This window comes from Streptomyces sp. NBC_00442, from assembly GCF_036014195.1.
In the GTDB taxonomy this organism is placed as follows: Bacteria; Actinomycetota; Actinomycetes; order Streptomycetales; family Streptomycetaceae; genus Streptomyces.
In genome coordinates this window covers 1,317,665-1,342,200 of sequence record NZ_CP107918.1, presented here as the reverse complement: position 1 = coordinate 1,342,200, position 24,536 = coordinate 1,317,665, and the positions used below count along the sequence as shown (strand labels likewise).

The 24,536-nt window shown below is 69.4% G+C and carries 19 protein-coding genes, 2 rRNA genes and 2 pseudogenes; 12 read left to right on the top strand and 11 right to left on the bottom strand.

Annotation, left to right across the window (positions count from 1 at the left end; all coding sequences use genetic code 11):
• Position 1: 1 nt before the first annotated feature.
• On the top strand, positions 2-718 hold the full coding sequence (hemQ, locus tag OG432_RS06065; protein WP_328308485.1) for a hydrogen peroxide-dependent heme synthase: 717 nt from the start codon (positions 2-4) through the stop codon (positions 716-718).
• Positions 719-781: 63 nt separating this feature from the next.
• Here hemQ and OG432_RS06060 read toward each other — a convergent pair whose 3' ends face one another.
• From OG432_RS06060 to OG432_RS06035, 6 genes and pseudogenes are all read right to left on the bottom strand, one after another.
• Complete coding sequence (locus tag OG432_RS06060; RefSeq protein ID WP_328308482.1) at positions 782-2,380, bottom strand: alpha/beta hydrolase; 1,599 nt, start codon at positions 2,378-2,380, stop codon at positions 782-784.
• Positions 2,381-2,486: 106 nt separating this feature from the next.
• Complete coding sequence (locus tag OG432_RS06055) at positions 2,487-3,245, bottom strand: TIGR04222 domain-containing membrane protein (RefSeq protein WP_328315018.1); 759 nt, start codon at positions 3,243-3,245, stop codon at positions 2,487-2,489.
• Between the two features lie 74 nt (positions 3,246-3,319).
• Positions 3,320-4,108 carry a DUF4142 domain-containing protein gene (locus OG432_RS06050; protein WP_328308480.1) on the bottom strand — a complete coding sequence of 263 codons (789 nt, stop codon included), beginning with the start codon at positions 4,106-4,108 and terminating at the stop codon, positions 3,320-3,322.
• 162 nt (positions 4,109-4,270) lie between these two features.
• Entirely contained in the window at positions 4,271-5,662 is a 1,392-nt protein-coding gene (locus OG432_RS06045; RefSeq protein WP_328315017.1) for a DUF692 domain-containing protein, read from the bottom strand.
• A gap of 106 nt (positions 5,663-5,768) precedes the next feature.
• A pseudogene (locus OG432_RS06040) lies at positions 5,769-6,362 on the bottom strand (DUF4142 domain-containing protein); the annotation flags it as partial.
• 446 nt (positions 6,363-6,808) lie between these two features.
• A complete protein-coding gene (locus OG432_RS06035; protein ID WP_328308478.1) occupies positions 6,809-7,591 on the bottom strand; it encodes an aminoacyl-tRNA hydrolase in 783 nt (260 codons plus the stop codon).
• A 70-nt stretch (positions 7,592-7,661) separates the two neighbouring features.
• Between OG432_RS06035 and OG432_RS06030 the strand changes: the two genes are divergently transcribed.
• From OG432_RS06030 to OG432_RS06015, 4 genes and pseudogenes are all read left to right on the top strand, one after another.
• Complete coding sequence (locus tag OG432_RS06030; protein WP_328308476.1) at positions 7,662-8,339, top strand: AIM24 family protein; 678 nt, start codon at positions 7,662-7,664, stop codon at positions 8,337-8,339.
• Positions 8,336-8,933 (top strand): annotated as a pseudogene (locus OG432_RS06025) (ATP-binding cassette domain-containing protein); the annotation flags it as partial. The gene OG432_RS06030 and the pseudogene OG432_RS06025, both read left to right, overlap by 4 nt.
• Before the next feature lie 239 nt (positions 8,934-9,172).
• On the top strand, positions 9,173-9,850 hold the full coding sequence (locus OG432_RS06020; RefSeq protein ID WP_328308474.1) for an ABC transporter: 678 nt from the start codon (positions 9,173-9,175) through the stop codon (positions 9,848-9,850).
• A 32-nt stretch (positions 9,851-9,882) separates the two neighbouring features.
• The gene (locus OG432_RS06015) at positions 9,883-10,089 is read left to right on the top strand and encodes a hypothetical protein (protein WP_328308472.1); all 207 of its coding nucleotides are present in this window, start codon (positions 9,883-9,885) and stop codon (positions 10,087-10,089) included.
• 68 nt (positions 10,090-10,157) lie between these two features.
• Here OG432_RS06015 and OG432_RS06010 read toward each other — a convergent pair whose 3' ends face one another.
• The gene (locus OG432_RS06010; RefSeq protein ID WP_328308470.1) at positions 10,158-11,039 is read right to left on the bottom strand and encodes a polysaccharide deacetylase family protein; all 882 of its coding nucleotides are present in this window, start codon (positions 11,037-11,039) and stop codon (positions 10,158-10,160) included.
• Between the two features lie 283 nt (positions 11,040-11,322).
• Here OG432_RS06010 and OG432_RS06005 point away from each other — a divergent pair, with 283 nt between their 5' ends.
• Positions 11,323-12,087, top strand: coding sequence for a hypothetical protein (locus tag OG432_RS06005; protein WP_328308468.1), 765 nt, complete (start codon positions 11,323-11,325; stop codon positions 12,085-12,087).
• Between the two features lie 97 nt (positions 12,088-12,184).
• On the opposite strand, the gene OG432_RS06000 is transcribed toward OG432_RS06005, so the two are convergent.
• Both OG432_RS06000 and zapE read right to left on the bottom strand, forming a co-directional pair.
• The gene (locus OG432_RS06000) at positions 12,185-12,610 is read right to left on the bottom strand and encodes an OsmC family protein (RefSeq protein WP_328308466.1); all 426 of its coding nucleotides are present in this window, start codon (positions 12,608-12,610) and stop codon (positions 12,185-12,187) included.
• A gap of 66 nt (positions 12,611-12,676) precedes the next feature.
• Complete coding sequence (gene zapE / locus OG432_RS05995; protein WP_328308464.1) at positions 12,677-13,783, bottom strand: cell division protein ZapE; 1,107 nt, start codon at positions 13,781-13,783, stop codon at positions 12,677-12,679.
• Between zapE and OG432_RS05990 the strand changes: the two genes are divergently transcribed.
• The 4 genes from OG432_RS05990 to msrB all read left to right on the top strand — a co-directional run bounded on the left by OG432_RS05990 (position 13,782) and on the right by msrB (position 17,208).
• Positions 13,782-14,564: a pyrimidine reductase family protein gene (locus OG432_RS05990; protein ID WP_328308462.1), complete on the top strand. Its 783-nt coding sequence runs from the start codon at positions 13,782-13,784 to the stop codon at positions 14,562-14,564. The two genes, zapE and OG432_RS05990, sit on opposite strands and share 2 nt — an antisense overlap.
• 154 nt (positions 14,565-14,718) lie before the next feature.
• Positions 14,719-15,186, top strand: a complete 468-nt coding sequence (locus OG432_RS05985) for an indole-3-glycerol phosphate synthase (RefSeq protein ID WP_328315016.1) — start codon at positions 14,719-14,721, stop codon at positions 15,184-15,186.
• A gap of 152 nt (positions 15,187-15,338) precedes the next feature.
• Positions 15,339-16,733, top strand: coding sequence for a UDP-N-acetylmuramate--L-alanine ligase (murC, locus tag OG432_RS05980; protein ID WP_328308460.1), 1,395 nt, complete (start codon positions 15,339-15,341; stop codon positions 16,731-16,733).
• A gap of 61 nt (positions 16,734-16,794) precedes the next feature.
• The gene (gene msrB, locus OG432_RS05975) at positions 16,795-17,208 is read left to right on the top strand and encodes a peptide-methionine (R)-S-oxide reductase MsrB (RefSeq protein ID WP_328308458.1); all 414 of its coding nucleotides are present in this window, start codon (positions 16,795-16,797) and stop codon (positions 17,206-17,208) included.
• Here the strand turns inward: msrB and OG432_RS05970 are convergent.
• On the bottom strand, positions 17,162-17,860 hold the full coding sequence (locus OG432_RS05970; RefSeq protein ID WP_328308457.1) for a hypothetical protein: 699 nt from the start codon (positions 17,858-17,860) through the stop codon (positions 17,162-17,164). The genes msrB and OG432_RS05970 overlap by 47 nt on opposite strands.
• Before the next feature lie 329 nt (positions 17,861-18,189).
• Complete coding sequence (locus OG432_RS05965) at positions 18,190-18,924, bottom strand: 4'-phosphopantetheinyl transferase family protein (RefSeq protein ID WP_328308455.1); 735 nt, start codon at positions 18,922-18,924, stop codon at positions 18,190-18,192.
• 607 nt (positions 18,925-19,531) lie between these two features.
• On the opposite strand from OG432_RS05965, the gene OG432_RS05960 reads away from it, so the two are divergent.
• Positions 19,532-21,057, top strand: a 16S ribosomal RNA gene (locus OG432_RS05960).
• Between the two features lie 284 nt (positions 21,058-21,341).
• Positions 21,342-24,466, top strand: a 23S ribosomal RNA gene (locus OG432_RS05955).
• The 16S and 23S rRNA genes sit together here, the layout of an rRNA operon.
• The last annotated feature ends 70 nt before the right edge of the window (positions 24,467-24,536 follow it).

Here is a 24,536-nt window from a genome sequence, read left to right as displayed (position 1 = left end):
CATGAGTGCTGCTCCGGAAAAGATTCCCAACGCGGGGAAGAAGGCGAAGGACCTCAACGAGGTCATCCGCTACACCCTGTGGTCTGTCTTCAAGCTGCGCGACGTACTCCCCGAGGACCGCGCCGGGTACGCCGACGAGGTCCAGGAGCTGTTCGACCAGCTCGCCGCCAAGGACGTCACCGTCCGCGGCACCTACGACCTGTCGGGTTTGCGCGCGGACGCCGACGTCATGATCTGGTGGCACGCGGAGACCTCCGACGAGCTCCAGGCCGCGTACAACCTGTTCCGTCGCACCAAACTGGGCCGCGCGCTCGAACCGGTGTGGTCGAACATGGCGCTGCACCGGCCCGCCGAGTTCAACAAGGCGCACATCCCGGCGTTCCTCGCCGACGAGAACGCCCGCGACTACGTCTCGGTCTACCCGTTCGTGCGCTCCTACGACTGGTACCTGCTGCCGGACGAGGACCGCCGCCGGATGCTCGCCGACCACGGCAAGATGGCTCGCGGATACCCCGACGTGCGGGCCAACACGGTCGCCTCGTTCTCGCTCGGCGACTACGAGTGGCTGCTGGCCTTCGAGGCCGACGAGCTGCACCGCATCGTCGACCTGATGCGCCACCTGCGCGCCTCCGAGGCCCGTATGCACGTCCGCGAGGAGGTCCCGTTCTACACGGGACGCCGCAAGAGCGTGGCCGACCTCGTCGCGGGCCTCGCCTAGCAAGACCAGGTGAGCCGGGTCCGCGCCACGCGAGCGGACCCGGCTCATCCCTGACCCGGAAGATCAGAGAGCGGGCAGCACATGCTGCGGCCTGACGGCCGACCGCTCGTCCAGCGACACCGGGTTCGGCTCCGGGTGCGGCGCGCACGACGCGCGCCGCACCGGCGTCCGACCGTTCACCAGGTAGTCCTCCACATAGCCGTTGACGCAGGCGTTCGCGCCGCCGGCGATGCCGTGCGTGCCGGCCTTCTTCTCCGTGATGAGCACCGAGCCCGGCAGCCGCCGCTGCAGTTCCACGGCCCCCGGGTAGGGAGTCGCCGCGTCCCGCTCGGCCGCCAGGATCAGCGTCGGCGGCAGCGCCCCCTTCTCGGCCCGTACGTCCACCGGCTTCTGCTGCGGGGCCGGCCAGTAGGCGCACGGCAGGTTCATCCACGCGTTGTCCCACGTCTCGAACGGCGCGACCCTCGCGATCGCCGTGTTGTCGTGGTCCCAGGTGGCGAAGTCCCGTGGCCACGCCGCGTCGTTGCACTCGACGGCGGTGTAGACGGCGTTGCCGTTCTCGTCGTCGCGCGCCGACTCGGGCCGTGGCGCGGCCTGTTGGACCAGCGGCTCCGCGTTGCCCTTGAGGTACTCCGACAGGGCGGTGGCGCGGCTCGCCCAATAGTCGTCGTAGTAGCCGGCCTTGAGGACCGCCGCCTGCAACTGGGCGGGACCCACGGTGCCGCCCGCCGGCTCACGGGTGAGCCTGGCCCGCACCTTCTCGTAGCTCTCCAGGACCTCGTCGGCACTCTGGCCCAGGTGGTAGACGTCGTCGTGCTTGGCGACCCAGGTGCGGAAGTCCTCCCAGCGGCGTTCGAAGGCCAGCGACTGGTCGAGGTTGTTGCGGTACCAGATCTGGTCGGGGTCCGGGTCGACCGCCGAGTCGAAGACCATCCGGCGGATGTGCGAGGGGAAGAGCGTCGCGTACACCGCGCCGAAGTAGGTGCCGTACGAGGCGCCCATGAACGTCAGCTTCTTCTCGCCGAGCGCGGCCCGCAGCACGTCCAGGTCACGGGCGTTGTTGATGCTGGTGTAGAAGCGCAGCGCGTCTCCCGCGTTGCGGGCGCAGCCCTGCGCGTACGCCTTGGCCTGTGCGATCCGCTCCCTCTTGTACGACGCGGAGGGGTGCGAGGGCGACTGGGTCGGCGCCTTCGCGAAGTCGCCCGGGTCCTGGCAGGACAGCGGGGCCGAGCGGGCCACTCCGCGCGGGGAGTAGCCGACGAGGTCGTAGGCCCCGGCCAGGCGCTTCCAGTCGGGGAGTTCGGCCACCATCGGGAAGTACATGCTGGAGGCGCCGGGCCCGCCCGGGTTGAAGACGAGGGCGCCCTGGCGTTCGGCGGGCTTGCCGCTCGCCCTGGACCTGCTGACGGTGAGGCCGATCTGACGCCCCGTCGGGTGGGCGTAGTCGAGCGGGACCCGGACGGTGCCGCACTGGACGGACGCGGGCAGCGACTCCTGCGCGGGGCAGCGGCCGAAGGCGATCGGGGCGGCGGCGGCGCGCTGGGCGGCGGCCTCCACTCCCCGTGCTTCGGCGGTCAGCGGGTCGGCACCGCCCGCGGGGGCGGCGACGAGGGCGGAAAGGACGAGGGAACCCAGGGTCCCGTACAGCGCTACAGCTCTCATCGCCGGTACATCCCTTTCGTGCTGCGGTACTACGGAAGTACATACAGATCAAAAGGGGATACTTCGGATGAGTGGAAGTAAAGCAGCGGGGCCGCGCCGGGCCCGGTCATTGACTCCGATGCGCGAAGCGGCCGCTCGTCAGGGCGCTGCGCAGGTCGGGATCGTCCACCGCCCCGAGGCCGCGCACGGCGAGCGCGGTGAGCGGATCGCCCGCCGGGTCGAGCCCGCCGAGCAGCCGCTGGCCGTTGGGCGAGGCCCAGCGGGTGTAGGGGTGGATCTCCATCCGGGCGATGGCGAGACAGCCGAGCGTGAGGACGAGGGGGAGCGCGAACCAGGCGGCTATCTCGGCCCGCCCGGTGTCCCCTTCGCCCGGCATGAGCAGCGCGGTGGCGGCGAGCGCCGCGATGAGCAGGCAGGCGCCGCGGACCGTCCGCACCGACGCGTTGACCCCGGACCGCACACCGTCGGGCACGGCGAGCCCCGCTCCCGTGAGCCGGTCGGCGAGCGCGCGCACCGCGTCGGCCGCCGCCGTGCCCGACCGTATCGCCGCTATCCGCTCCTGGCCGCCCGGACCGATCGCGGTGATCACGGACCGCTCAAGGTCGTCGCGCCCCACGGGGTCGACGACCGTGACCCAGCCCGTGTGCGCGAGGAGCACCCGGCGGGCCCGGTGCATGGAGACGAGGGTGAGGTCGGCGACCCGGTAGGGCCCGCCGGCGAGGAACGCCGCCTCGTAGCAGGACAGTTCCCGCTCCCGCTCCTCGTGCGGCTGAGGGCGGGCGGCGGCGACGGCGGCGAGACAGAGCCGGCCGCAGGACAGCCCGGCCGCGACGACTGCCGGCAGAAAGAAGAGGACCCAGAACATGGCCGAGTTGTAACGGAAGTTGACGCTTCTCCGCCACGGCATATCCACAATGTGGACGTCGAGTTATCGCTTCGTTACGGAGTGTGGGCCTCGGGGGCGGCCGACGCCTCGTCCTTCGAACGCGACACGGCCGGCGGGAGCGAGAACGAGGGCCCGGCGCTCACGGGCGGCCCGGACCGGAGCGGTGCCGCGCTCGGAACGGCCGCACCGGGCGTGGGCGGCGGTGGGCCCGTCGGGCTCCGCGGCGCGGTCGCGGCGCCGTCCCGGGCGAGGGCGTCGAAGTCGACGAGCCCGGTCGCCTCCAGCATCGTGATGTGGTCGAGCACGGTCGTGTTCGCGTCGTCGGCGAGCCCGCGCACCAGCGTGTTGCGGGTGTCGGCCCGGATCCGCGCGACGAGCGGGAACACGGTGCCGTGCGCGGCGCGCAGGAGGTTGGCGAAGTCCCGCTCGTAGGCGGCGCCTCGGTCCGCCGTCAGCGTGCGCAGCCAGCCCCGCTGCTGGGCGTTGGGCCGGCCGGGCAGCTCCATGCCCAGCAGGCCCGCGACCTCGCGGACCCGGGCGTCGAGAAAGGCGTGCCCGTCGACGAGGTGCTGCCCCGCCGCCTCGATCGCGGCGCTCGGATCCCGCTCGACGGCCTGCCGTCCGGCCGGCCCCTCCCAGAGGCCGGCGAGCCGCACCCGCACCACGAAGTCGCGGTCGGCCGCGGAGAGCGGGCCCCAACGGGTCGCCACCGTGCCGGCGTCGACGTCCGCCAGGGGCGTGCCGGAACGGTCGGCGTACGACCAGAGGGGGAAGAGCAGGGCGAGCAGCGTCGCCGTCAGGGCGATGACGACGAGCCCCGTGCCGGACCGCAAACCACGCATGTGTGCCTCCCGATGCGGTGCGCACCGTAGTGCGGAGTCCGCTGATCCCGAAGGCGCTTTCGTGAAGTGCGTGGCGGGGTGGTGTGGGAGTCGTCACGTGGCACGGGAGGCGCCACCAACCCCCTTGCCCACACGGTACGTTGGCGGGTTGCGGACCTTGGCTCAGGCCGCCCGGGTCAGGGTGCGAAGGAGCCGCGCCGCCTTCCCCGGCGGCCGCGCGCCGGCCCGCTCGCTGAACCAGCGGGCCAGCGCCCGGCGGGCGTCGGGTTCGGCGGGGCGCCCGGCGTCGAGCAGGAACCGGGCGAAGTCCAGGGCGTCCTGACGGTATCCGCCGCACATCGGACGGCAGGCGGCGTACGAGGAGAAGGCCTCCCGATAGCCGTCCCCGAGGAGGCGCGGCAGCTCGGGCGCGACCTTGGCCACCACATCGGCGCGCTTGGCCACGAGCGCGCGGGCCTGCACCCGCAGCCGGCGCCCGTCGAACCCGGCGGGCGCCGGGGTGCCGGCGGTGAGCGAGGAGAGCAGCGCGGTCTGGGCGAGAGCGAGGCGCTGGCGCGACCGGGCGGTCTCCGGGGTGTCATGACCGGCCTGGGCGTGCTCGGCCCGGCTGTGCTCGGCCCGGGTGTCGGGAAGCGGGCTCCGGCGGGCGGGTGCGGATGTGTGCGCGGACGTCTGTGTCTGTGTCTGCGTGCGTACGGACGCGGGCGCGGACGCGGGCCGGTCGGGGGGAGCCGCCGCTTCGAGGGTGGAGCGGATCGCGTCGAGTTCGCCCGCGAGCTCCGAGGCGGGCGGGAACGCCTCGTCCCGCTCCAGGAGTACGCCGGGTGGCGCGCATCGCGAGGCCAGGTCGGCCAGGACGTCGAGGACCGGCCGGGTCACCGGATGGGCGTGCGTGTCGTGCCACACGCCGTCCCGCTCGACGCCGCCCGCGACATGGACGTACGCGAGGGCGTCGAGGGGCAGCGCGTCCAGGGTCTTCACGGGGTCCTCGCCCCGGTTGACGTGGTTGGTGTGGAGGTTGGCCACGTCGATGAGGAGGCCCACCCCGGTACGTTCGACGAGCTCCGCCAGGAACTGACCCTCCGTCAATTCGTCGTCGGGCCAGCCGATGAGCGCGGCTATGTTCTCCAGGGCGAGCGGCACGGGCAGGGCGTCCTGTGCGATGCGGACGTTCTCGCACAGCACGCGCAGGGCGTCCCGGGTGCGCGGCACGGGCAGGAGGTGGCCCGCCTCCAGGTGCGGCGATGCGGTCAGTGCGCCTCCCGCGCGCACGAAGGCGATGTGCTCGGTGACGAGCGGCGCGCCGAGCGCCTCGGCCCGTGCCGCGAGACCGGCCAGGCGCCCCGCGTCCGGCCGCTCGGCGCCGCCGAGGCCGAGCGAGACGCCGTGCGGCACGACGGCGACGCCGCGCTCGCGCAGCCGGACCAGCGAGTCGGGGAGGTGGCCGGGGCAGAGGTTCTCCGCGACCGCCTCGACCCAGTCGATGCCGGCGAGGCCCTCCACCGCCTCCGCGATGTCGGGCCGCCAGCCGATGCCGATGCCCAAGTGCTTCATGGACAGGTCATGGCCCGGCGGCGGCGCGCCGAACCCCGTGCGGGGCACGTTCAGAGCTTGATTTGAGGTTCCCGGGCCCCGGCCGCGGCCCGGCTCAGGTGGAGGTGGCCATCGCGTCGAAGTCCACCAGACCCGTCCCCTCCAGCATCGTCATGTGGTCGAGCACGGTGTTGTTGGCGTCGGTGGCCAGGTCGCGGATGAGCGAGTTGCGCGTGTTGGACCGGACCTGGGCGACCAGCAGGAACACCTTGCCGTGCGAGGCCCGGATCAGGTTGGCGAACTTGACCTCGTAGTCACGCCCCGACGCCGCCGTCAGCTCCCGGAGCCAGCCCTGCTGCTGGGCGTTGGGCTGGGTCGGCAGGACGATGCCGAGCTTCGAGGCGACGTCGCGGGCGTGCTGGTCGAGCGCGGCGTGCCCCATGACGAGATGGTCACCGGCCGCCTTGATCGCGGCGCTGGGCGCCCGCTGCTGTGCCTGCTGTCCGGCCGGACCCTCCCAGAGCCCGGCGAGCCGCACCTTGTTGAGGAAATCCCGGTCCGTCGCGGACAGTGGTCCCCAAGCGGTGGGTGTGGAGGCGGAGTCGAGGTCGGCCTGCGGGGTCCCGGCCCGGTCGGCGTACGACCAGACGGGGAAGGCGAGCGCGCCGAGCGTGGCCACGAGGACCGCGATGAGCAGGCCGGTGCCGTTGACGCGGCGCAGGGCGAAACGGCTGGACCGAACTATTCCACGCGACAAGGTGCCTCCTGGGGTGGGTAGTTGTGAGCGGGGGCGGTGCTCGGCGGTACCAGGGGATACGCGTGGGTCGGCCGCGCCGTTCAACGAGCCGACCCCCAACTCCCCGGGGCTCCGCCCCCGACCCCGGGGGTTTCCCACCCTCCCCAAGGCCTCAAGGGGCCAGGGCGACCCCTATGACGGGCTGAGGGTGCCCATGCGGGGCCGGCACCGGATGCCCGAGGGGCGCGGGGAACTGCGCGACCGGCCACGCAGGGCCGGCTCCTGGCAGCGGATCCTGGGGGCCGGCATCGAACGGGCCGAGGCCGTCCGCACCGCCCGGCACCGGATGCCTAAGGGGCGCGGGGAACTGCGCGACCGGCCACGCACGCGCCCGCACCCGAAAGCGAACCGGGGCGGCGCGCCCGGCGGGGTCAGTTGGGCTGGAGGCGGGCGCGCAGGGACGGGTGGTCGGCCACCACCGTGCAGGACCCCGGCGCGATCTCCGTGAACCCCGCGTCGCGGACCACCGGAAGCCCGGCGACGGTCAGCTCGCGCCACCCCGCAGGGGACGCCGTGCGTACGGACAGCGCGAAATCCGCCTCGCGCCAAGCCGCCCGCTCGCCCTCCGACAGCTCCCACCAGGCGAGCTGCGCCGCGTGCCCGGCCTGCGCCATGGTCTTGCCCGCGGACATGGCGAGTTCCGGGTTGAGCCAGAGCACCGGCGCGAGCGGGTCGGGCGCGTCCGGCTGCGCCGGGTCGTCCAGGTCGGTGCCGGACACCTGGAGCTTGGCCAGCTCCTTGGGCCAGCCGTCGAGCGGAACGGGCGGGAAGACGCGGACCTCCGCCGCCTTCCCGGTGACCGTGATGCCGGGCAGGGCCGAGGCCTTGCGCCACTCCGCGCCGCGGGCCCGCCGTACGACCTTGCGGATCCGCGCGTCCTGCCAGTCGCGCATGACCCGCGCCCACTCGCCCTCGTCGTCCCCCTCGCCCAGCGACCGCTCGTCGGAGAGGATCACGAGCACCGCGCGGGCGGCCGTCTCCAGTGCGTCGGTGCGCGCGGGCGGCTCGGTCTTCTCGATGTGGACGACGAGCGGCAGCACGAACTGCGGCGCCTCGTCGCGCGGGGACTCGTCGTGGAAGGGGCCCTCGGGAGGGGCGCCGTGGCCCTCGGGAGGGCTGTCCTGCGGGGCGTCCTGGGTGTTCTCGGTGCTCACCCGACCAGTCTGCCAGCCACCGAACCGGTGATTCTTGGCGGAATGAATCGTTCCGGGACAGGATGCGCGCATGAAGAGCGACCTTTTCGCCCAAGAGAACATGGCCCAGCCGGCGGCCGCCGCCGGAATGACCCTGGAGAACGCCAAGTCGATCAAGTACGCCGTCAACGGCGAGATGCTCGCGCGCCAGGGCGCGATGATCGCCTACCGCGGCAACCTGCAGTTCGAGCGGCGCGGCCAGGGCATCGGCGGCATGCTCAAGCGCGCCGTCACCGGCGAGGGCCTGCCCCTGATGGCGGTCAGCGGCCAGGGCGAGGCCTGGTTCGCGCACGAGGCGCAGAACTGTTTCATCGTCGACGTCGAGCCCGGCGACTCCCTCACCATCAACGGCCGCAACGTGCTGTGCTTCGACTCCTCGCTCAGCTACGAGATAAAGACGGTCAAGGGCTCCGGCATCGCCGGCGGCGGCCTCTTCAACAGCGTCTTCACCGGCCAGGGCCGGCTCGGCCTGATGTGTGAGGGCAACCCGCTGGTCATCCCGGTCTCGTCGCAGATGCCGGTCTACGTCGACACCGACGCGGTCGTCGGCTGGACCGCCAGCCTCCAGACCTCCCTGCACCGCTCGCAGTCCATCGGCTCGATGCTGCGCGGCGGTTCGGGCGAAGCCGTCCAGCTGATGCTCCAGGGCGAGGGCTACGTCATCGTCCGGCCGAGCGAGGCGACGCCGCAGAAGGCCCAGCAGCACTGAGCACCACACGCGCGCTGCGGGGCGTGGGCCGCCGGTACTCCATCGGCGGCCCCTGGGTCCTGCGCGACATCGACCTCGACCTTCCCGCGGGCGCCCTGGTCCGGATCGAAGGCGCCAACGGCACCGGAAAATCAACCCTGTTGAGGCTCATCGCCGGCATCGACGCGCCGACCGCGGGCCGTGTCACCGGCCGTCCGCGCACCGCCTACGTGCCCGAACGCTTCTCCGCGGCGCTGCCGTTCACCGCGTCCGGCTACCTCACCCACCTCGGCCGCGTCCACGGCCTCGACCGCCGGACGGCCGAGGAACGGGCGAGGTACTGGCTGGAGCGGTTCGGCGCGGCCGCGTACGCCGCGACCCCACTCGCCGAGCTGTCCAAGGGCACGAGCCAGAAGGTCGCCGTGGCCCAGGCGCTGCTCGCCGAGCCCGGACTCCTCGTCCTCGACGAGGCATGGACGGGACTCGACACCGCCGCACGCGCCGAACTGGAACGGGCGGTGCGCGAACGCGTCGCACGGGGCGCCACGGTCGTCCTCGTCGACCACGACCCCCGACGTCTCCCGGGGAGCGGGACGGCGCGTTACGCGGTGGCGGACGCGCGTCTGCGCCCCGTACCCGTGGCCCCCGACACCGCCCGCCACCCGGAGGCGTCCGTCCTTGTCGACATAGCCGGCACCGGGCCCCTGCCACCCCAACTCCCGGGATCGCCGGAGGAGTTGAGCGGACCCGGCGGAACGCGCACGCTGCGCGTTCCGGGCCGTCCATTCCGACGACCTGCTGCGGGCCCTGCTCGCGGCCGGCCCGCCCTGGCACATCGAAGGGGTACGCAGACCGTGAGCCCGCTCCTGCCGCTCGTCCGCTACCAGAGCGCGCTGCTCCTGCGCTCCCAGCGCTGGCTCGCACCGTTCCTGCTGTACGCCGCCTTCCTCGGCATCGGCGTCCGGGCGGGGGATCGCGTGCTCGACTCGCTGGGGTACGCGGCCGCCGGGCTGCTCCCGGTGGCGGCCTGGCTGGTGCACCTCTGCGTCACCCACGAGCCGGAGGCCGCGCGGGCGTGCACCGCGGCGGCGGCGGGGCCGGGCCGCGCCCACCTCGCCGCCCTGCTCTGCGCGACGGGCTCGGCGGCCCTGCTGGGCCTCGCGGGCACGGCGTACGTCGTCGCCGTGAGCGATCCGGTGAGCGGGAACCGGCGGATCGCGGTGGCGCCGGGTTCCGCAATGGCGGCGGGTCTGCTCGCCGCGGCGGTGTGCGTACTGACCGGCGCCGCGGTCGGCGCGCTCGGCAGCCGGCCCGTGCTGCACGCGCGGGGCTGGTCCCTCGCGCTCACCGCGTCGGCCGCGCTGCTCGCCCTGGTCCTCACGCCGTCCCCCGCCAAGTACGCGGTGACGGGCCTGGTCACCGGCGCGCGGACCGGAGCCGTACCCCTGGCGGTGCTGCCCCTGGCCGCGGCCCTCGCGCTCGCCGCGGCGGCCGCGGCCGGGGTCTGCGCGCTCAGCTCGCGACGCCGGTGAGCCGGCCCCCGGGGGCCGATTAGGCTCGGGCCATGGACGAGACACGGCCGCACGACGACACCACCTACTGCGAGACGGGGCCCGTGGCCGCTGCCCCCGCGCCCGCTGCGTACGAGGGCCCCTTCGCCGAGTGCGTCCTGTGCCGCGCGCCCACCGAGTACCCGGAGTCCACCAAGGGCAGCACGCTCTGCCCGGTGTGCGCGTGGCAGGAGGCGCAGCGCACGGCCTGCTCCGGCTGACCGGCGCCGCTGCCGCGCCCTTCCCCGAGCGACGCCTGTCCCCGAGCGGCGCCCGTCCCGAGCGACGCCTAGTGGTGCGCCGCCGCCGCTCCGCGGATCAGGTCGGACACCTTCACGAAGCGGTACCCGCGCTTGCGCAGCTCCGGCACGACGCGCTGGAGCGCCGTGTCGGTGACCGGCGCCGCGCTGCGCGTGCAGTGCATGACCACCAGGGATCCGGGCTTGACCCCGGCGAGGACCTGCTCGGCCACCGCGTTGGCGTCCGTGGCGAAGGCGTCGCCGCTCACCACGTCCCACTGGACGCCGGTCATCTTCAACGGGGCGAGCTCGCGCAGCACCTCGTCGTTGTAGCACCCGCCGGGGAAGCGGAAGTACGGAACGGCGTTGCGCACCCCGGCCTTCTTGAACTGGGCCGTCGCCTTCTCCACGTCGGCGCGCATCTGCCCCTTCTCGACCACGGGCAGCCCGTAGCAGTCGGACGTGAAGGAGTAGTGGCTGTAGGAGTGGTTGCCGATCTCGAAGTTGGGGTCCGTTCCGATGGCGCGTGCCTCGGCCGGGTACTCCTCGGCCCAGCGGCCCGTCATGAACACCGTGGCCGGCACCTTCAGACGGCGCAGATCGGCGATGAGCGCCGGGTTGTCGAAGCGCTCGCCGCCGGCCGCGCGCGGTCCCTGGTCGGCCGTCATGTCGGCGTCGAAGGTGAGCGCCACGACCTTCTCGCCCTGGGTGCCGGGCGCCCGCTGGAAGACCGGGGTGACGCCGCCGGGGCCCGGGGCCATGGTCGGGGCGCTCTGGGCCGCCGAGGGCGCGGCCGCGCCGACGGGGCCGGGCGCGGAGGGAGCGGACGTGTCGGTCCGCCGGGGCGGGGCCGAGGCCGGGTCGGAGCCGCAGCCCGCGAGCGACGCACCGAGCAGGGCCACAGCGAGCAGCTTTCGCACAGAGATAGTCACGTTCGGAACGTAGCTGGTCATATAGGACGATTTGTTCAGGGTGCCTGCGCCATGCCGGAGATTCCGGCCAATGCCGGACAGGGCCGGCATGGTTCCCTCGTCCCGGTGGGGTTCGGCGTCTACGCCGGGCCCGTGCCGCCCCCCGGGGCCGTGCCCGTGGGCCCGCGCCCGGCGGCCCGCGACGCGCGATCCGGCGGCGCGGACTAGGCTCGTTCCATACGGCAGGCCCACCCGAACGCGCCCGTGCGCAGGCAGGGCGTGGTGCACGCCCCCGGGAGGCGATGTGTCCGGATCCCGTACCGCGGCCGTGTGCTCGACGGTCTGCTCGACCGCCGCCCTGGTCGCCCTCGCCGGCGTGGCCACCGCGCACGCGGACGACACCGGCTCCCTCACCGCCCAGCAGATCGCCCAGCGCTCCCGCGCGGCCCTGCTCGGCGCGACGTCCCTGCACATGACGGCCAAGGGCGACCTCGGCACGTCCGGCGCCGCGAGCTCGACCTCCTTCGACCTCACACTGGACAGGGCGGGGAACTGCCGCGGCTCGGTCGGCCTCGGCCCCCGGGGCTCGGTCCAGATCGTGAAGCGGGGCAGCGACGTCTGGCTGAAGCCGGACGCGGCGTTCTGGAAGAACGAGGTGCCGGGCGGCGGCAGCGCGCTGGCCTCCCTCGTCGGCGGCCGCTACCTCAAGGGGACCACCAACGACCCGGTCCTGCGCACCAGCACAGACGTCTGCGACCTGGACACCTTCCGGCAGTCCATCGCCGGCGCCACGCAGCAGCCCGCCACCGGGCTCACCAAGGGGAAGCCGACCACGGTCGACGGCGTCGCGGTCATCCCCGTCACCGGCACCCAGCAGGGCCGCACCATCACGCTCGACGTGGCCGCGACCGGCACGCCCTACCCGGTCCGGATCACCATCGCCAAGGCGGGCGCGAAGACCCCCGACGCGACCATACGCTTCGACGGCTACGACAAGCCGGTACCGACAGCGACCCCGCCCGCCGACCAGTCCGTCGACATCTCGGGCCTCACCAACCGCGCGTCCTGATCGGCGCGTCGTGAGCGGCGCGTCCTGAAGCGCGCGAGGGCCGCGTTCCCCCGATCGTGCGAGGGAACGCGGCCCGGCGCCACCGGTGGCGCCGGCCTCAGACGAGCTCGGCGCTCAGCGTGATCGTGGTCCCGGACAGGGCCTGGCTCACCGGGCAGTTCTTCTTGGCGTCCTCGGCGGCCGCCTGGAAGGCGTCCGCGTCGAGGCCGGTAACCTCACCGCGCACGGTGAGGTGGATGCCGGTGATGCCCTCGCCGGGCTGGAAGGTGACGTCGGCCTTGGTCTCCAGGCGGGTGGGCGGGTTGCCCGCCTGCGTCAGACCGTGCGAGAGGGCCATCGAGAAGCAGCTGGAGTGGGCGCCCGCGATGAGCTCCTCCGGGCTGGTCCTGCCGTTGGCCTGCTCGGCGCGGGACGGCCAGGAGACCGCCTGCGAGGCGATGCCCGAGGAGTCGAAGGTGACGGTGCCGGAGCCCTTGACGAGCTCGCCTTCCCAGACCGTGTGCGCCGTGCGCGTGGTGGCCATGATGATTCCCTTCTGTGGCCGAGGGGGCGGTGGACGGATGCAGCAAGAGCCCCCTCGGCGCCAAACCTACTGCCCCACAAGGCCCTTCGCGTCGCGCGCCAGGGCGGTCAGCCGGGAGATCGCCCGGAAGTACTTCTTGCGGTAGCCGCCGTTCAGCATCTCGTCACTGAACAGCCGGTCGAAGGGGACACCGGAGGCCAGGACCGGGACCTCGCGGTCGTAGAGGCGGTCGGCGAGCACCACGAGCCGCAGCGCGGTCGACTGGTCGGGCACCGGCCCCACATCGGTCAGGCACACCGCGCGCACCCCGTCCGTGAGCGCCCCGTACCGGCTGGGGTGGACGCGCGCGAGATGGTCGAGCAGCTGCGGGAAGTCGTCGAGCGCGGCGCCCTCGGTGGCGTACGCGGCCTTGGTGACCTGCTCGTCGGAGTACGGGGGAGGGGCTTCGGGCAGCCCGCGGTGGCGGTAGTCCTCGCCGTCGATCCTGAGCGGCCGGAAGTGGGCCGAGAGACCCTGGATCTCGCGCAGGAAGTCGGCGGCCGCGAACCGGCCCTCGCCGAGCTTGCCCGGCAGCGTGTTGGAGGTCGCCGCGAGCGCCACGCCCTGCTCGACGAGCTTGCGGAGCAGCGAGGAGACGAGCACGGTGTCGCCCGGGTCGTCGAGCTCGAACTCGTCGATGCACAGCAGCCGGTGGCCGCTGAGCGTCTGCACGGTCTGCTGGAAGCCCAGGGCGCCGACCAGGTTGGTCAGCTCGACGAAGGTGCCGAAGGCCTTGAGCGCGGGCTCGGCGGGGGTCGCGTGCCACAGGGAGGCGAGCAGGTGGGTCTTGCCGACGCCGTACCCCCCGTCGAGGTACACGCCGCGCGGGCCGGCCGCCGCGGCAGGCTTCTTCGCGAACCACCGGCGCCTGGCACCGGAGGCGTGCGCTCCGCCGAGCCCCGCCGCGAAGGAGGAGAGCACGGTGACCGCTTCGGCCTGGCTCGGCTGGTTCGGGTCCGGCACGTACGTCTCGAAGCGAACCGAGTCGAACCGCGGCGGCGGCACCATCTCCGCGACCAGACGGTCGGCGGGGACGTGCGGCGCGCGGGCACAGAGGGACACCGGGGCCGCTTGGGCTATGGGGCTGGTCGACACAGTTCCCCACTGTAAGGGGCGTGCCAGACTGCACGGCATGCGACAACTGTTCCCTGTGACCGACCAGACACCGCGGGCCGAGGGCGCCGGATCCGGCGCGAGCGCGCAGTGGTCGCTCGACGAACTGGCCGACGCGTACGCGTATCCCCGCACGGACGGCCCCTGGCTGCGGGCCAACATGGTGTCCTCGCTCGACGGGGCAGGCCAGCACGAAGGCCGCTCGCAGCCCCTCTCCAGCGAGACCGACATGCGCATCTTCGGCACCCTGCGGGCGTTGGCGGACGTGGTCGTCGTCGGTGCGGAAACGGTACGCCTGGAGGGCTACCGGCCGGCCAGGGCGCGGGCTGAGTTCGCGGAACGCCGCAAAGCGGCCGGGCAGGGACCCGCCCCGGCGATCGCCGTGGTCACCGCGAGCCTCGACCTCGACTTCTCGCTCCCGCTGTTCACCTCGCCGCTCGTCCCCACCGTGGTCCTGACCGGCGCGGCCGCGGATCCCGACCGGGTCCGTGCGGCCGAACGGGCGGGCGCGCAGGTGCTGGTCGCCGGCGACGGGCCCGGCGTCGAACCGCGCCGGGCGGTGCGGGCCCTCGCCGACCGCGGCCATCTGCGCCTCCTCACCGAGGGCGGGCCCCGGCTGCTCGGCCAGTTCGTGGCCGCGGAGGTCCTGGACGAGCTGTGCCTGACCATGTCCCCGACGCTGACCGCGGGTGACGCCCAGCGCATCGCCGGAGGGCCCGCGGTGCAGGTCCCCCAGCGGTTCGCCCCGACGTCGGTACTGGAAGACGCCGGGTTCCTCTACACGCGTTACCGTCGGATCTGACGATCGGCGGAATTTGTCGTTCCGGTTAGCTCACGCTGGGCACACTTACCTCACGCACACCCCGTGTGGGCACGGGGAAGGATGGTTTCCGCAGGGGCCGGACCCGCCACGTCGTGGTGGCGGCGGCCATGGAGAGAACAGAAGGGCGTCTGTGGTGTTCACGAGCGTATTGATGATCGAGAAGCCCCTGACCTCCGTCGACGTGGAATTCGTCACCACTTTGCACGGCGACGAGCCGGTGTCCTTCGTCGTGCTCATGCAGCCCAGGGGCGATCAGGACCGCCTTCTCCGCGCGATCGACGACGTGGCGCTCGGCGAGCTCGACGATGCCGTCCACGAGAACGAGGAACCCGAGGGCAGGGCCGCACAGGGCCCCGCCGAGCTCGCCCTCCAGCACTCGGTGCAGTCGCTGCGTGCCGCGGGCAGCAAGGCCGTGGGGCAGGTCGTCGACGACCATCCCCTGGACATGCTCAAGGCCGTCGTCGACGAGGTGGGCGCCGACGAGGTCATCGTGCTGACCGCCCCGCACTACGTGGAGGAGTTCTTCCACCGCGACTGGGCCTCCCGGGCCCGCCACAAGGTGGGCGTGCCCGTCCTCAAGCTCTTCGCGCACAGCGAGTAGGACCGAGTAGGACCGGACACGACCGGACAGGACCGAGCAGGACAGCGAGCGGAACGGCGCACGGCCCCGCACGGAGCCGTGTACGGAGCGGAGCCCCCGGGGGAACTAGGCTGGGGGCTCCTTCTGTACGTCGCACCCCGGGAGAGAACCGCATGGCCTCCGCCATTCCCACCGCCATGGAACGGCCGCACTTCATCGGCATCGGCGGTGCCGGCATGTCGGGCATCGCGAAGATCCTGGCTCAGCGCGGGGCCGAGGTCGCGGGCAGCGACGCGAAGGAGTCCGCCACCGCCGCGTCGCTGCGCTCCCTCGGCGCCACCGTGCACATCGGCCACGCCGCAGGACACCTCGCCGACGACGCCACCTGTGTGGTCGTCTCCAGCGCGATCCGCGCCGACAACCCCGAGCTGGCCCGCGCCGCCGAGCTGGCCGTGCCCGTCGTGCACCGCTCGGACGCGCTGGCCTCGCTCATGGACGGCCTGCGCGCCATCGCCGTGGCGGGCACCCACGGCAAGACGACCACCACCTCGATGCTGGCCGTCGCCCTGACCGAGCTGGGCCTGGACCCCTCGTACGCGATCGGCGGCGACCTCGAAGGCCCCGGCACCAACGCCCGGCACGGCGAGGGCGACATCTTCGTGGCCGAGGCCGACGAGAGCGACCGCAGCTTCCAGAAGTACGACCCCGAGGTCGCCATCGTCCTCAACGTCGAGCTCGACCACCACGCCAACTACGCCTCGATGGACGAGATCTACGAGTCCTTCGAGACCTTCGTGGGCAAGGTCAACCCCGGCGGCACCCTGGTGATCTCCGCCGACCAGCAGGGCGCGGTCGAGCTGGCGCGGCGCGTGCGCGACCAGGCCGGCCTGAACGTCGTGACGTACGGCGAGTCCGACGCCGCCGCCGTGAAGGTCCACAAGATCACCCCGCGCGGCCTCACCTCCGAGGTGACCGTCCTCCTGAACGGCAAGTTCCTGACCTTCACGGTCTCGGTTCCGGGCCGCCACTACGCCCTCAACGCGGTCGCCGCGCTCGCCGCGGGCGTCGCCCTCGGCATCCCCGCGCACAATCTGGCCTCCGCGCTCGGCAAGTACACCGGCGTCAAGCGCCGCCTCCAGCTCAAGGGCGAGGCGAAGGGCGTCCAGGTCATCGACTCCTACGCGCACCACCCCACCGAGATGACCGCCGACCTGGAGGCCATGCGCGGAGCCGCCACGGACGCCCGCCTCCTCGTCGTCTTCCAGCCCCACCTCTTCTCCCGCACGCAGGAGCTCGGCAAGGAGATGGGCGAGGCCCTCGCGCTGGCCGACCTCTCCGTCGTCCTCGACATCTACCCGGCCCGCGAGGACCCGGTCCCCGGTGTCACCAGCGAGCTGATCATCGACGCGGCCAAGGCGGCGGGCGCCACGGTCACCGCCGTCCACGACAAGGAGACCGTCCCGGACGTCATCGCGGGAATGGCGGCCCCCGGTGATCTCGTTCTCACCATGGGCGCGGGTGACGTGACGGACCTCGGCCCGGCCATCCTGGCCCGCCTGTCGAACTGACCGGACACGCTCCGGCACAGCCCGCCGGCGACCCGACACCGAACCGAGCGAGGAGCACCCCATGGCGTACGACGTAGAGAAGCCGGACGAGCAGTGGCGCGCGGAGCTGACGCCCGCCGAGTACCAGGTGCTGCGCCAGGCCGGCACGGAGCCCGCCTTCGTCGGTGAGTACACCGACACCAAGACGGAGGGCGTCTACTCCTGCCGCGCCTGCGGGGCCGAACTGTTCACCTCCCGCGAGAAGTTCGAGTCGCACTGCGGCTGGCCGAGCTTCTACGACCCGAAGGACAGCGACGCGGTCGAACTCATCGCCGACCGCTCCCACGGCATGGTCCGCACCGAGGTCCGCTGCGTGAAGTGCGGCTCCCACCTCGGCCACGTCTTCGAGGGGGAGGGGTACGCGACCCCGACCGACCAGCGCTACTGCATCAACTCGATCTCGCTGCGGCTGACTCCGGACGGCGCGGCGAACTGACGCGGAGCGGCAGCCAGAAGCAGGCCGCGGCCAGGAGCGCGGTCGTCGCACCGCCGGTCAGGACGGGAACATTCCCCAGGCGGGCGGCGAGCGCGCCCGCCGTCAGGGCCCCGGCCGGAACCGTGGCCGGCGGGGCGGCCTGGGTGAAGCCGGCGACGCGGCCCTGGAGTTGGGACGGGGCGACCAGCTGCTGGGCGGTCCGCATGGAGATCGCCCAGACGGTCGCCGTGATGCCGAACGCCAGCTGATAGGCGAGGAGCGGGAGGAACCCGACGACGTCCGGATCCTCGGCGAGGATCTCCGAGGCGCAGCGCGAGACGAAGTCCGCCGCGTGGAGCCGCATGGCGTGCGCCGTGTCCACCGGGACCTCGCGCCGCCGCGCATGGGCACCGGGTCGCGCCACGCCCCAGTCGGGATTCCCGTAGAGCACGCCCGAGAACACACCGTCCCCGAGCCTGTCGAAGATCGATTCGCGGCCCATCTCGACATGGTCGGCCGGGCGCAGCAGCCCGTCCGTGCGCTCCAGCAGGAACTCGGCCCAGCGCAGCGAACCGTGAAACTCGCGGACCTCGTCGAGGGGCCGGGTGCGGGTCAGCAGGGCGTGCAGCAGGCCGATCCGGAGAGAGGGCAGGTCGAGCGGCTGCCAGGGCATGGCCACCGGATGAACGCGCACAAGGCCCTGTCCGCACGGCCGTGCTCACACCGCCGACGGGCGCTCGCGGTCAGGATGCCGGCCGCTTGTCGATCGTGAGCCGCTCGCGCTTCCTGTCCTCGTCGCGGACGGGCACCTTCTTGGTCTCCGGCTTGGTCCGAGTGTCGTCCGCTGGTTCCTTGTCGCTCCCCGTGGCGCCTCCCAGGCCGCAAGTGCCTTGAACCTAAGAGGCGTTGCCGGTGGTACGCAAGGGACGATTTCGGCCGGGCGTCGGGCGCGCGGCGCCGGTCACGGCTCCCGCGCGGCAGCCGGCCGTGCCTGGCCGCGCGCTACGCGTGTTCGCGCAACCGGACTTCGAAGACGCTGCCGTCGGACGGCGCGGGTACGGAGATCGCGGCCGCCCAGGCATCGGGCACGGCGAGGTCCGCCACGGTCCACGACGCGGGCGTGCCCGGCACCCCGGCGGCCACGACCACCGGGCCCGCGCTCTCCGGGCGGGTCTCGACGGCGCGGAGATCGGTCGTGATCCCTATACCGACCGCCTTCAGGACGGCTTCCTTACGGGTCCAGCAGCGAAGAAAGGCCCACGTGCGGGCGCCCCCTTGCTCGGCACCCAGGACGACCTCGTGCTCCGACTCGGTCAGGGTGGCGGGCGCGAGCTCCTCGACCGGGAAATCCCGTACGCCCTCGACGTCCACTCCCACGGGAACGCGGGCCACGGCGAGCATGCCGCAGCCGGTGGTGTGCGAGATGCTGATCCAGAGCGGCGACTGCGGATACAGCACGGCGGGCGGGCCGTGGAGCGGGTCACCGCACCCGGGGCAGGGCCTGCGGCCGAGGCCTATCTCCGCGGGAGCCACGCCGAGCAGTCCGGAGAGGATGCGCCGGCTCGCGGCGCGCCCCGCGACGAAGCCCACCGCGGTCGGCGGATGCACGATCCTGGCGGCGCGCTCCCGCTCGTTCTCGCTGAGCAGAGCCAGGTCGCGGGGATCGGGGGAACTGCCTTCGGTGCGCCACCACCAGGCGTGCGCGACAGCGGTGCCGGGTTCGAGGATCAAGGTCACGGCAGCACGCTACAACGCAGGACGGCGCGGGGTTGACGGCCAAGTTGACTCAAGGTGAGCGGAGGCGTAAGGTTTCACGGGTTGCCACAGAGCCGGAACGGTTCTGCGACAACCGTCCGCCGCAGCTTCTGCGGCCACCCAACTCAGCACGATCCCTCGACGGGGCCGAATTCGGCATGCCGAATTCATTTTTCTCGTCGGACCGGAAGACTCGATTATGAATCGGCCGGGGAAATCAGCTAGAGTTCGGGACGTCGGAACGGCCCAACAGCCGGAAAGACAAACCCCGATCCGACGGGGAATCGGACACGAAAGCGTCTGGTAGAGTCGGAAACACGAAATACCGAAGGGAAGCGCCCGGAGGAAAGCCCGAGAGGGTGAGTACAAAGGAAGCGTCCGTTCCTTGAGAACTCAACAGCGTGCCAAAAGTCAACGCCAGATTGACAACCCCGTCTCCATTTCGGTGGAGCGAGGTTCCTTTGAAAAGTCCTGTCGGTCCTTGTGGCCGGCAGGCGATTACACAGCGAGGACGCTGTGGACGGGCCGCCTTATTCCGGTGGTTCCGTCCCGCTCTTACGTGATGTGTGCACCCGATTACGGGTAAACATTCATGGAGAGTTTGATCCTGGCTCAGGACGAACGCTGGCGGCGTGCTTAACACATGCAAGTCGAACGATGAAGCCCTTCGGGGTGGATTAGTGGCGAACGGGTGAGTAACACGTGGGCAATCTGCCCTTCACTCTGGGACAAGCCCTGGAAACGGGGTCTAATACCGGATAACACTCCTCAAAGCATTTTGAGGGGTTAAAAGCTCCGGCGGTGAAGGATGAGCCCGCGGCCTATCAGCTTGTTGGTGGGGTAATGGCCTACCAAGGCGACGACGGGTAGCCGGCCTGAGAGGGCGACCGGCCACACTGGGACTGAGACACGGCCCAGACTCCTACGGGAGGCAGCAGTGGGGAATATTGCACAATGGGCGAAAGCCTGATGCAGCGACGCCGCGTGAGGGATGACGGCCTTCGGGTTGTAAACCTCTTTCAGCAGGGAAGAAGCGAAAGTGACGGTACCTGCAGAAGAAGCGCCGGCTAACTACGTGCCAGCAGCCGCGGTAATACGTAGGGCGCAAGCGTTGTCCGGAATTATTGGGCGTAAAGAGCTCGTAGGCGGCTTGTCACGTCGGATGTGAAAGCCCGGGGCTTAACCCCGGGTCTGCATTCGATACGGGCTAGCTAGAGTGTGGTAGGGGAGATCGGAATTCCTGGTGTAGCGGTGAAATGCGCAGATATCAGGAGGAACACCGGTGGCGAAGGCGGATCTCTGGGCCATTACTGACGCTGAGGAGCGAAAGCGTGGGGAGCGAACAGGATTAGATACCCTGGTAGTCCACGCCGTAAACGTTGGGAACTAGGTGTTGGCGACATTCCACGTCGTCGGTGCCGCAGCTAACGCATTAAGTTCCCCGCCTGGGGAGTACGGCCGCAAGGCTAAAACTCAAAGGAATTGACGGGGGCCCGCACAAGCAGCGGAGCATGTGGCTTAATTCGACGCAACGCGAAGAACCTTACCAAGGCTTGACATATACCGGAAAGCATCAGAGATGGTGCCCCCCTTGTGGTCGGTATACAGGTGGTGCATGGCTGTCGTCAGCTCGTGTCGTGAGATGTTGGGTTAAGTCCCGCAACGAGCGCAACCCTTGTTCTGTGTTGCCAGCATGCCCTTCGGGGTGATGGGGACTCACAGGAGACTGCCGGGGTCAACTCGGAGGAAGGTGGGGACGACGTCAAGTCATCATGCCCCTTATGTCTTGGGCTGCACACGTGCTACAATGGCCGGTACAAAGAGCTGCGATGCCGCGAGGCGGAGCGAATCTCAAAAAGCCGGTCTCAGTTCGGATTGGGGTCTGCAACTCGACCCCATGAAGTCGGAGTTGCTAGTAATCGCAGATCAGCATTGCTGCGGTGAATACGTTCCCGGGCCTTGTACACACCGCCCGTCACGTCACGAAAGTCGGTAACACCCGAAGCCGGTGGCCCAACCCCTTGTGGGAGGGAGCTGTCGAAGGTGGGACTGGCGATTGGGACGAAGTCGTAACAAGGTAGCCGTACCGGAAGGTGCGGCTGGATCACCTCCTTTCTAAGGAGCACAGCACCGTCTGCAGACAAATGTTCTGCACGGTCAGCTCATGGGTGGAACGTTGACTATTCGGCACAGTTCAGTTGGATGAGTTTTGCGAGTACTGCTTCGGCGTGGAAAGCGGACACATCGACTGGCTGGGCCGGGCACGCTGTTGGGTATCTGAAGGTACGGCCGTCATGGTTGTGTCTTCGGTCGCCGGCCCCAGTGAACTCCACTGAATGGTGGGGGTGATGGGTGGTTGGTCGTTGTTTGAGAACTGCACAGTGGACGCGAGCATCTGTGGCCAAGTTTTTAAGGGCGCACGGTGGATGCCTTGGCACCAGGAACCGATGAAGGACGTGGGAGGCCACGATAGTCCCCGGGGAGCCGTCAACCAGGCTTTGATCCGGGGGTTTCCGAATGGGGAAACCCGGCAGTCGTCATGGGCTGTCACCCATACCTGAACACATAGGGTATGTGGAGGGAACGAGGGGAAGTGAAACATCTCAGTACCCTCAGGAAGAGAAAACAACCGTGATTCCGGGAGTAGTGGCGAGCGAAACCGGATGAGGCCAAACCGTATGCGTGTGATACCCGGCAGGGGTTGCGCATGCGGGGTTGTGGGATCTCTCTTTCACAGTCTGCCGGCTGTGAGGCGAGTCAGAAACCGTTGGTGTAGGCGAAGGACATGCGAAAGGTCCGGCGTAGAGGGTAAGACCCCCGTAGCTGAAACATCAACGGCTCGTTTGAGAGACACCCAAGTAGCACGGGGCCCGAGAAATCCCGTGTGAATCTGGCGGGACCACCCGCTAAGCCTAAATATTCCCTGGTGACCGATAGCGGATAGTACCGTGAGGGAATGGTGAAAAGTACCGCGGGAGCGGAGTGAAATAGTACCTGAAACCGTGTGCCTACAAGCCGTGGGAGCGTCGCGCATTGAGTTTACTCAGTGCGTCGTGACTGCGTGCCTTTTGAAGAATGAGCCTGCGAGTTAGCGGTGTGTAGCGAGGTTAACCCGTGTGGGGAAGCCGTAGCGAAAGCGAGTCCGAACAGGGCGATTGAGTTGCACGCTCTAGACCCGAAGCGGAGTGATCTAGCCATGGGCAGGTTGAAGCGGCTGTAAGAGGTCGTGGAGGACCGAACCCACCAGGGTTGAAAACCTGGGGGATGACCTGTGGTTAGGGGTGAAAGGCCAATCAAACTCCGTGATAGCTGGTTCTCCCCGAAATGCATTTAGGTGCAGCGTCGTGTGTTTCTTGCCGGAGGTAGAGCACTGGATAGGCGATGGGCCCTACCGGGTTACTGACCTTAGCCAAACTCCGAATGCCGGTAAGTGAGAGCACGGCAGTGAGACTGTGGGGGATAAGCTCCATGGTCGAGAGGGAAACAGCCCAGAGCATCGACTAAGGCCCCTAAGCGTACGCTAAGTGGGAAAGGATGTGGAGTCGCAGAGACAACCAGGAGGTTGGCTTAGAAGCAGCCACCCTTGAAAGAGTGCGTAATAGCTCACTGGTCAAGTGATTCCGCGCCGACAATGTAGCGGGGCTCAAGCGTACCGCCGAAGTCGTGTCATTCATACACATAGGGCCAACGCCTGTATGGATGGGTAGGGGAGCGTCGTGTGCCGGGTGAAGCTGCAGCGGAAGCTAGTGGTGGACGGTTCACGAGTGAGAATGCAGGCATGAGTAGCGATACACACGTGAGAAACGTGTGCGCCGATTGACTAAGGGTTCCTGGGTCAAGCTGATCTGCCCAGGGTAAGTCGGGACCTAAGGCGAGGCCGACAGGCGTAGTCGATGGACAACCGGTTGATATTCCGGTACCCGCTTTGAAACGCCCAATATCGAGCCCATTAATGCTAAGGCCGTGAAGCCGCCCTGATCTCTTCGGAGTTGAGGGGAGTGGTGGAGCCGCTGACCCAAGGTGGTAGTAGGTAAGCGATGGGGTGACGCAGGAAGGTAGTCCAACCCGGGCGGTGGTTGTCCCGGGGTAAGGGTGTAGGCCGTGCGGTAGGCAAATCCGTCGCACATTAAGGCTGAGACCTGATGCCGAGCCGATTGTGGTGAAGTGGATGATCCTATGCTGTCGAGAAAAGCCTCTAGCGAGTTTCATGGCGGCCCGTACCCTAAACCGACTCAGGTGGTCAGGTAGAGAATACCGAGGCGTTCGGGTGAACTATGGTTAAGGAACTCGGCAAAATGCCCCCGTAACTTCGGGAGAAGGGGGGCCATCACCGGTGATGAGATTTACTCTCTGAGCTGGGGGTGGCCGCAGAGACCAGCGAGAAGCGACTGTTTACTAAAAACACAGGTCCGTGCGAAGCCGTAAGGCGATGTATACGGACTGACGCCTGCCCGGTGCTGGAACGTTAAGGGGACCGGTTAGTGACCTTTCGGGGTTGCGAAGCTGAGAACTTAAGCGCCAGTAAACGGCGGTGGTAACTATAACCATCCTAAGGTAGCGAAATTCCTTGTCGGGTAAGTTCCGACCTGCACGAATGGCGTAACGACTTCTCGACTGTCTCAACCATAGGCCCGGTGAAATTGCACTACGAGTAAAGATGCTCGTTTCGCGCAGCAGGACGGAAAGACCCCGGGACCTTTACTACAGTTTGATATTGGTGTTCGGTTCGGCTTGTGTAGGATAGGTGGGAGACTTTGAAGCGGCCACGCCAGTGGTTGTGGAGTCGTCGTTGAAATACCACTCTGGTCGTGCTGGATGTCTAACCTCGGTCCGTGATCCGGATCAGGGACAGTGTCTGATGGGTAGTTTAACTGGGGCGGTTGCCTCCTAAAGAGTAACGGAGGCGCCCAAAGGTTCCCTCAGCCTGGTTGGCAATCAGGTGTTGAGTGTAAGTGCACAAGGGAGCTTGACTGTGAGACCGACGGGTCGAGCAGGGACGAAAGTCGGGACTAGTGATCCGGCGGTGGCTTGTGGAAGCGCCGTCGCTCAACGGATAAAAGGTACCCCGGGGATAACAGGCTGATCTTCCCCAAGAGTCCATATCGACGGGATGGTTTGGCACCTCGATGTCGGCTCGTCGCATCCTGGGGCTGGAGTCGGTCCCAAGGGTTGGGCTGTTCGCCCATTAAAGCGGTACGCGAGCTGGGTTTAGAACGTCGTGAGACAGTTCGGTCCCTATCCGCTGCGCGCGCAGGAACATTGAGAAGGGCTGTCCCTAGTACGAGAGGACCGGGACGGACGAACCTCTGGTGTGCCAGTTGTCCTGCCAAGGGCATGGCTGGTTGGCTACGTTCGGAAAGGATAACCGCTGAAAGCATCTAAGCGGGAAGCCTGCTTCGAGATGAGTGTTCCCACCTCCTTGAGAGGGTAAGGCTCCCAGTAGACGACTGGGTTGATAGGCCAGATGTGGAAGCCCGGTAACGGGTGGAGCTGACTGGTACTAATAGGCCGAGGGCTTGTCCTCAGTTGCTCGCGTCCACTGTGTTTGTTCTGAAGCAATGAACTCCCGCATGCCTCTTTGGGTGTGTGCTGGT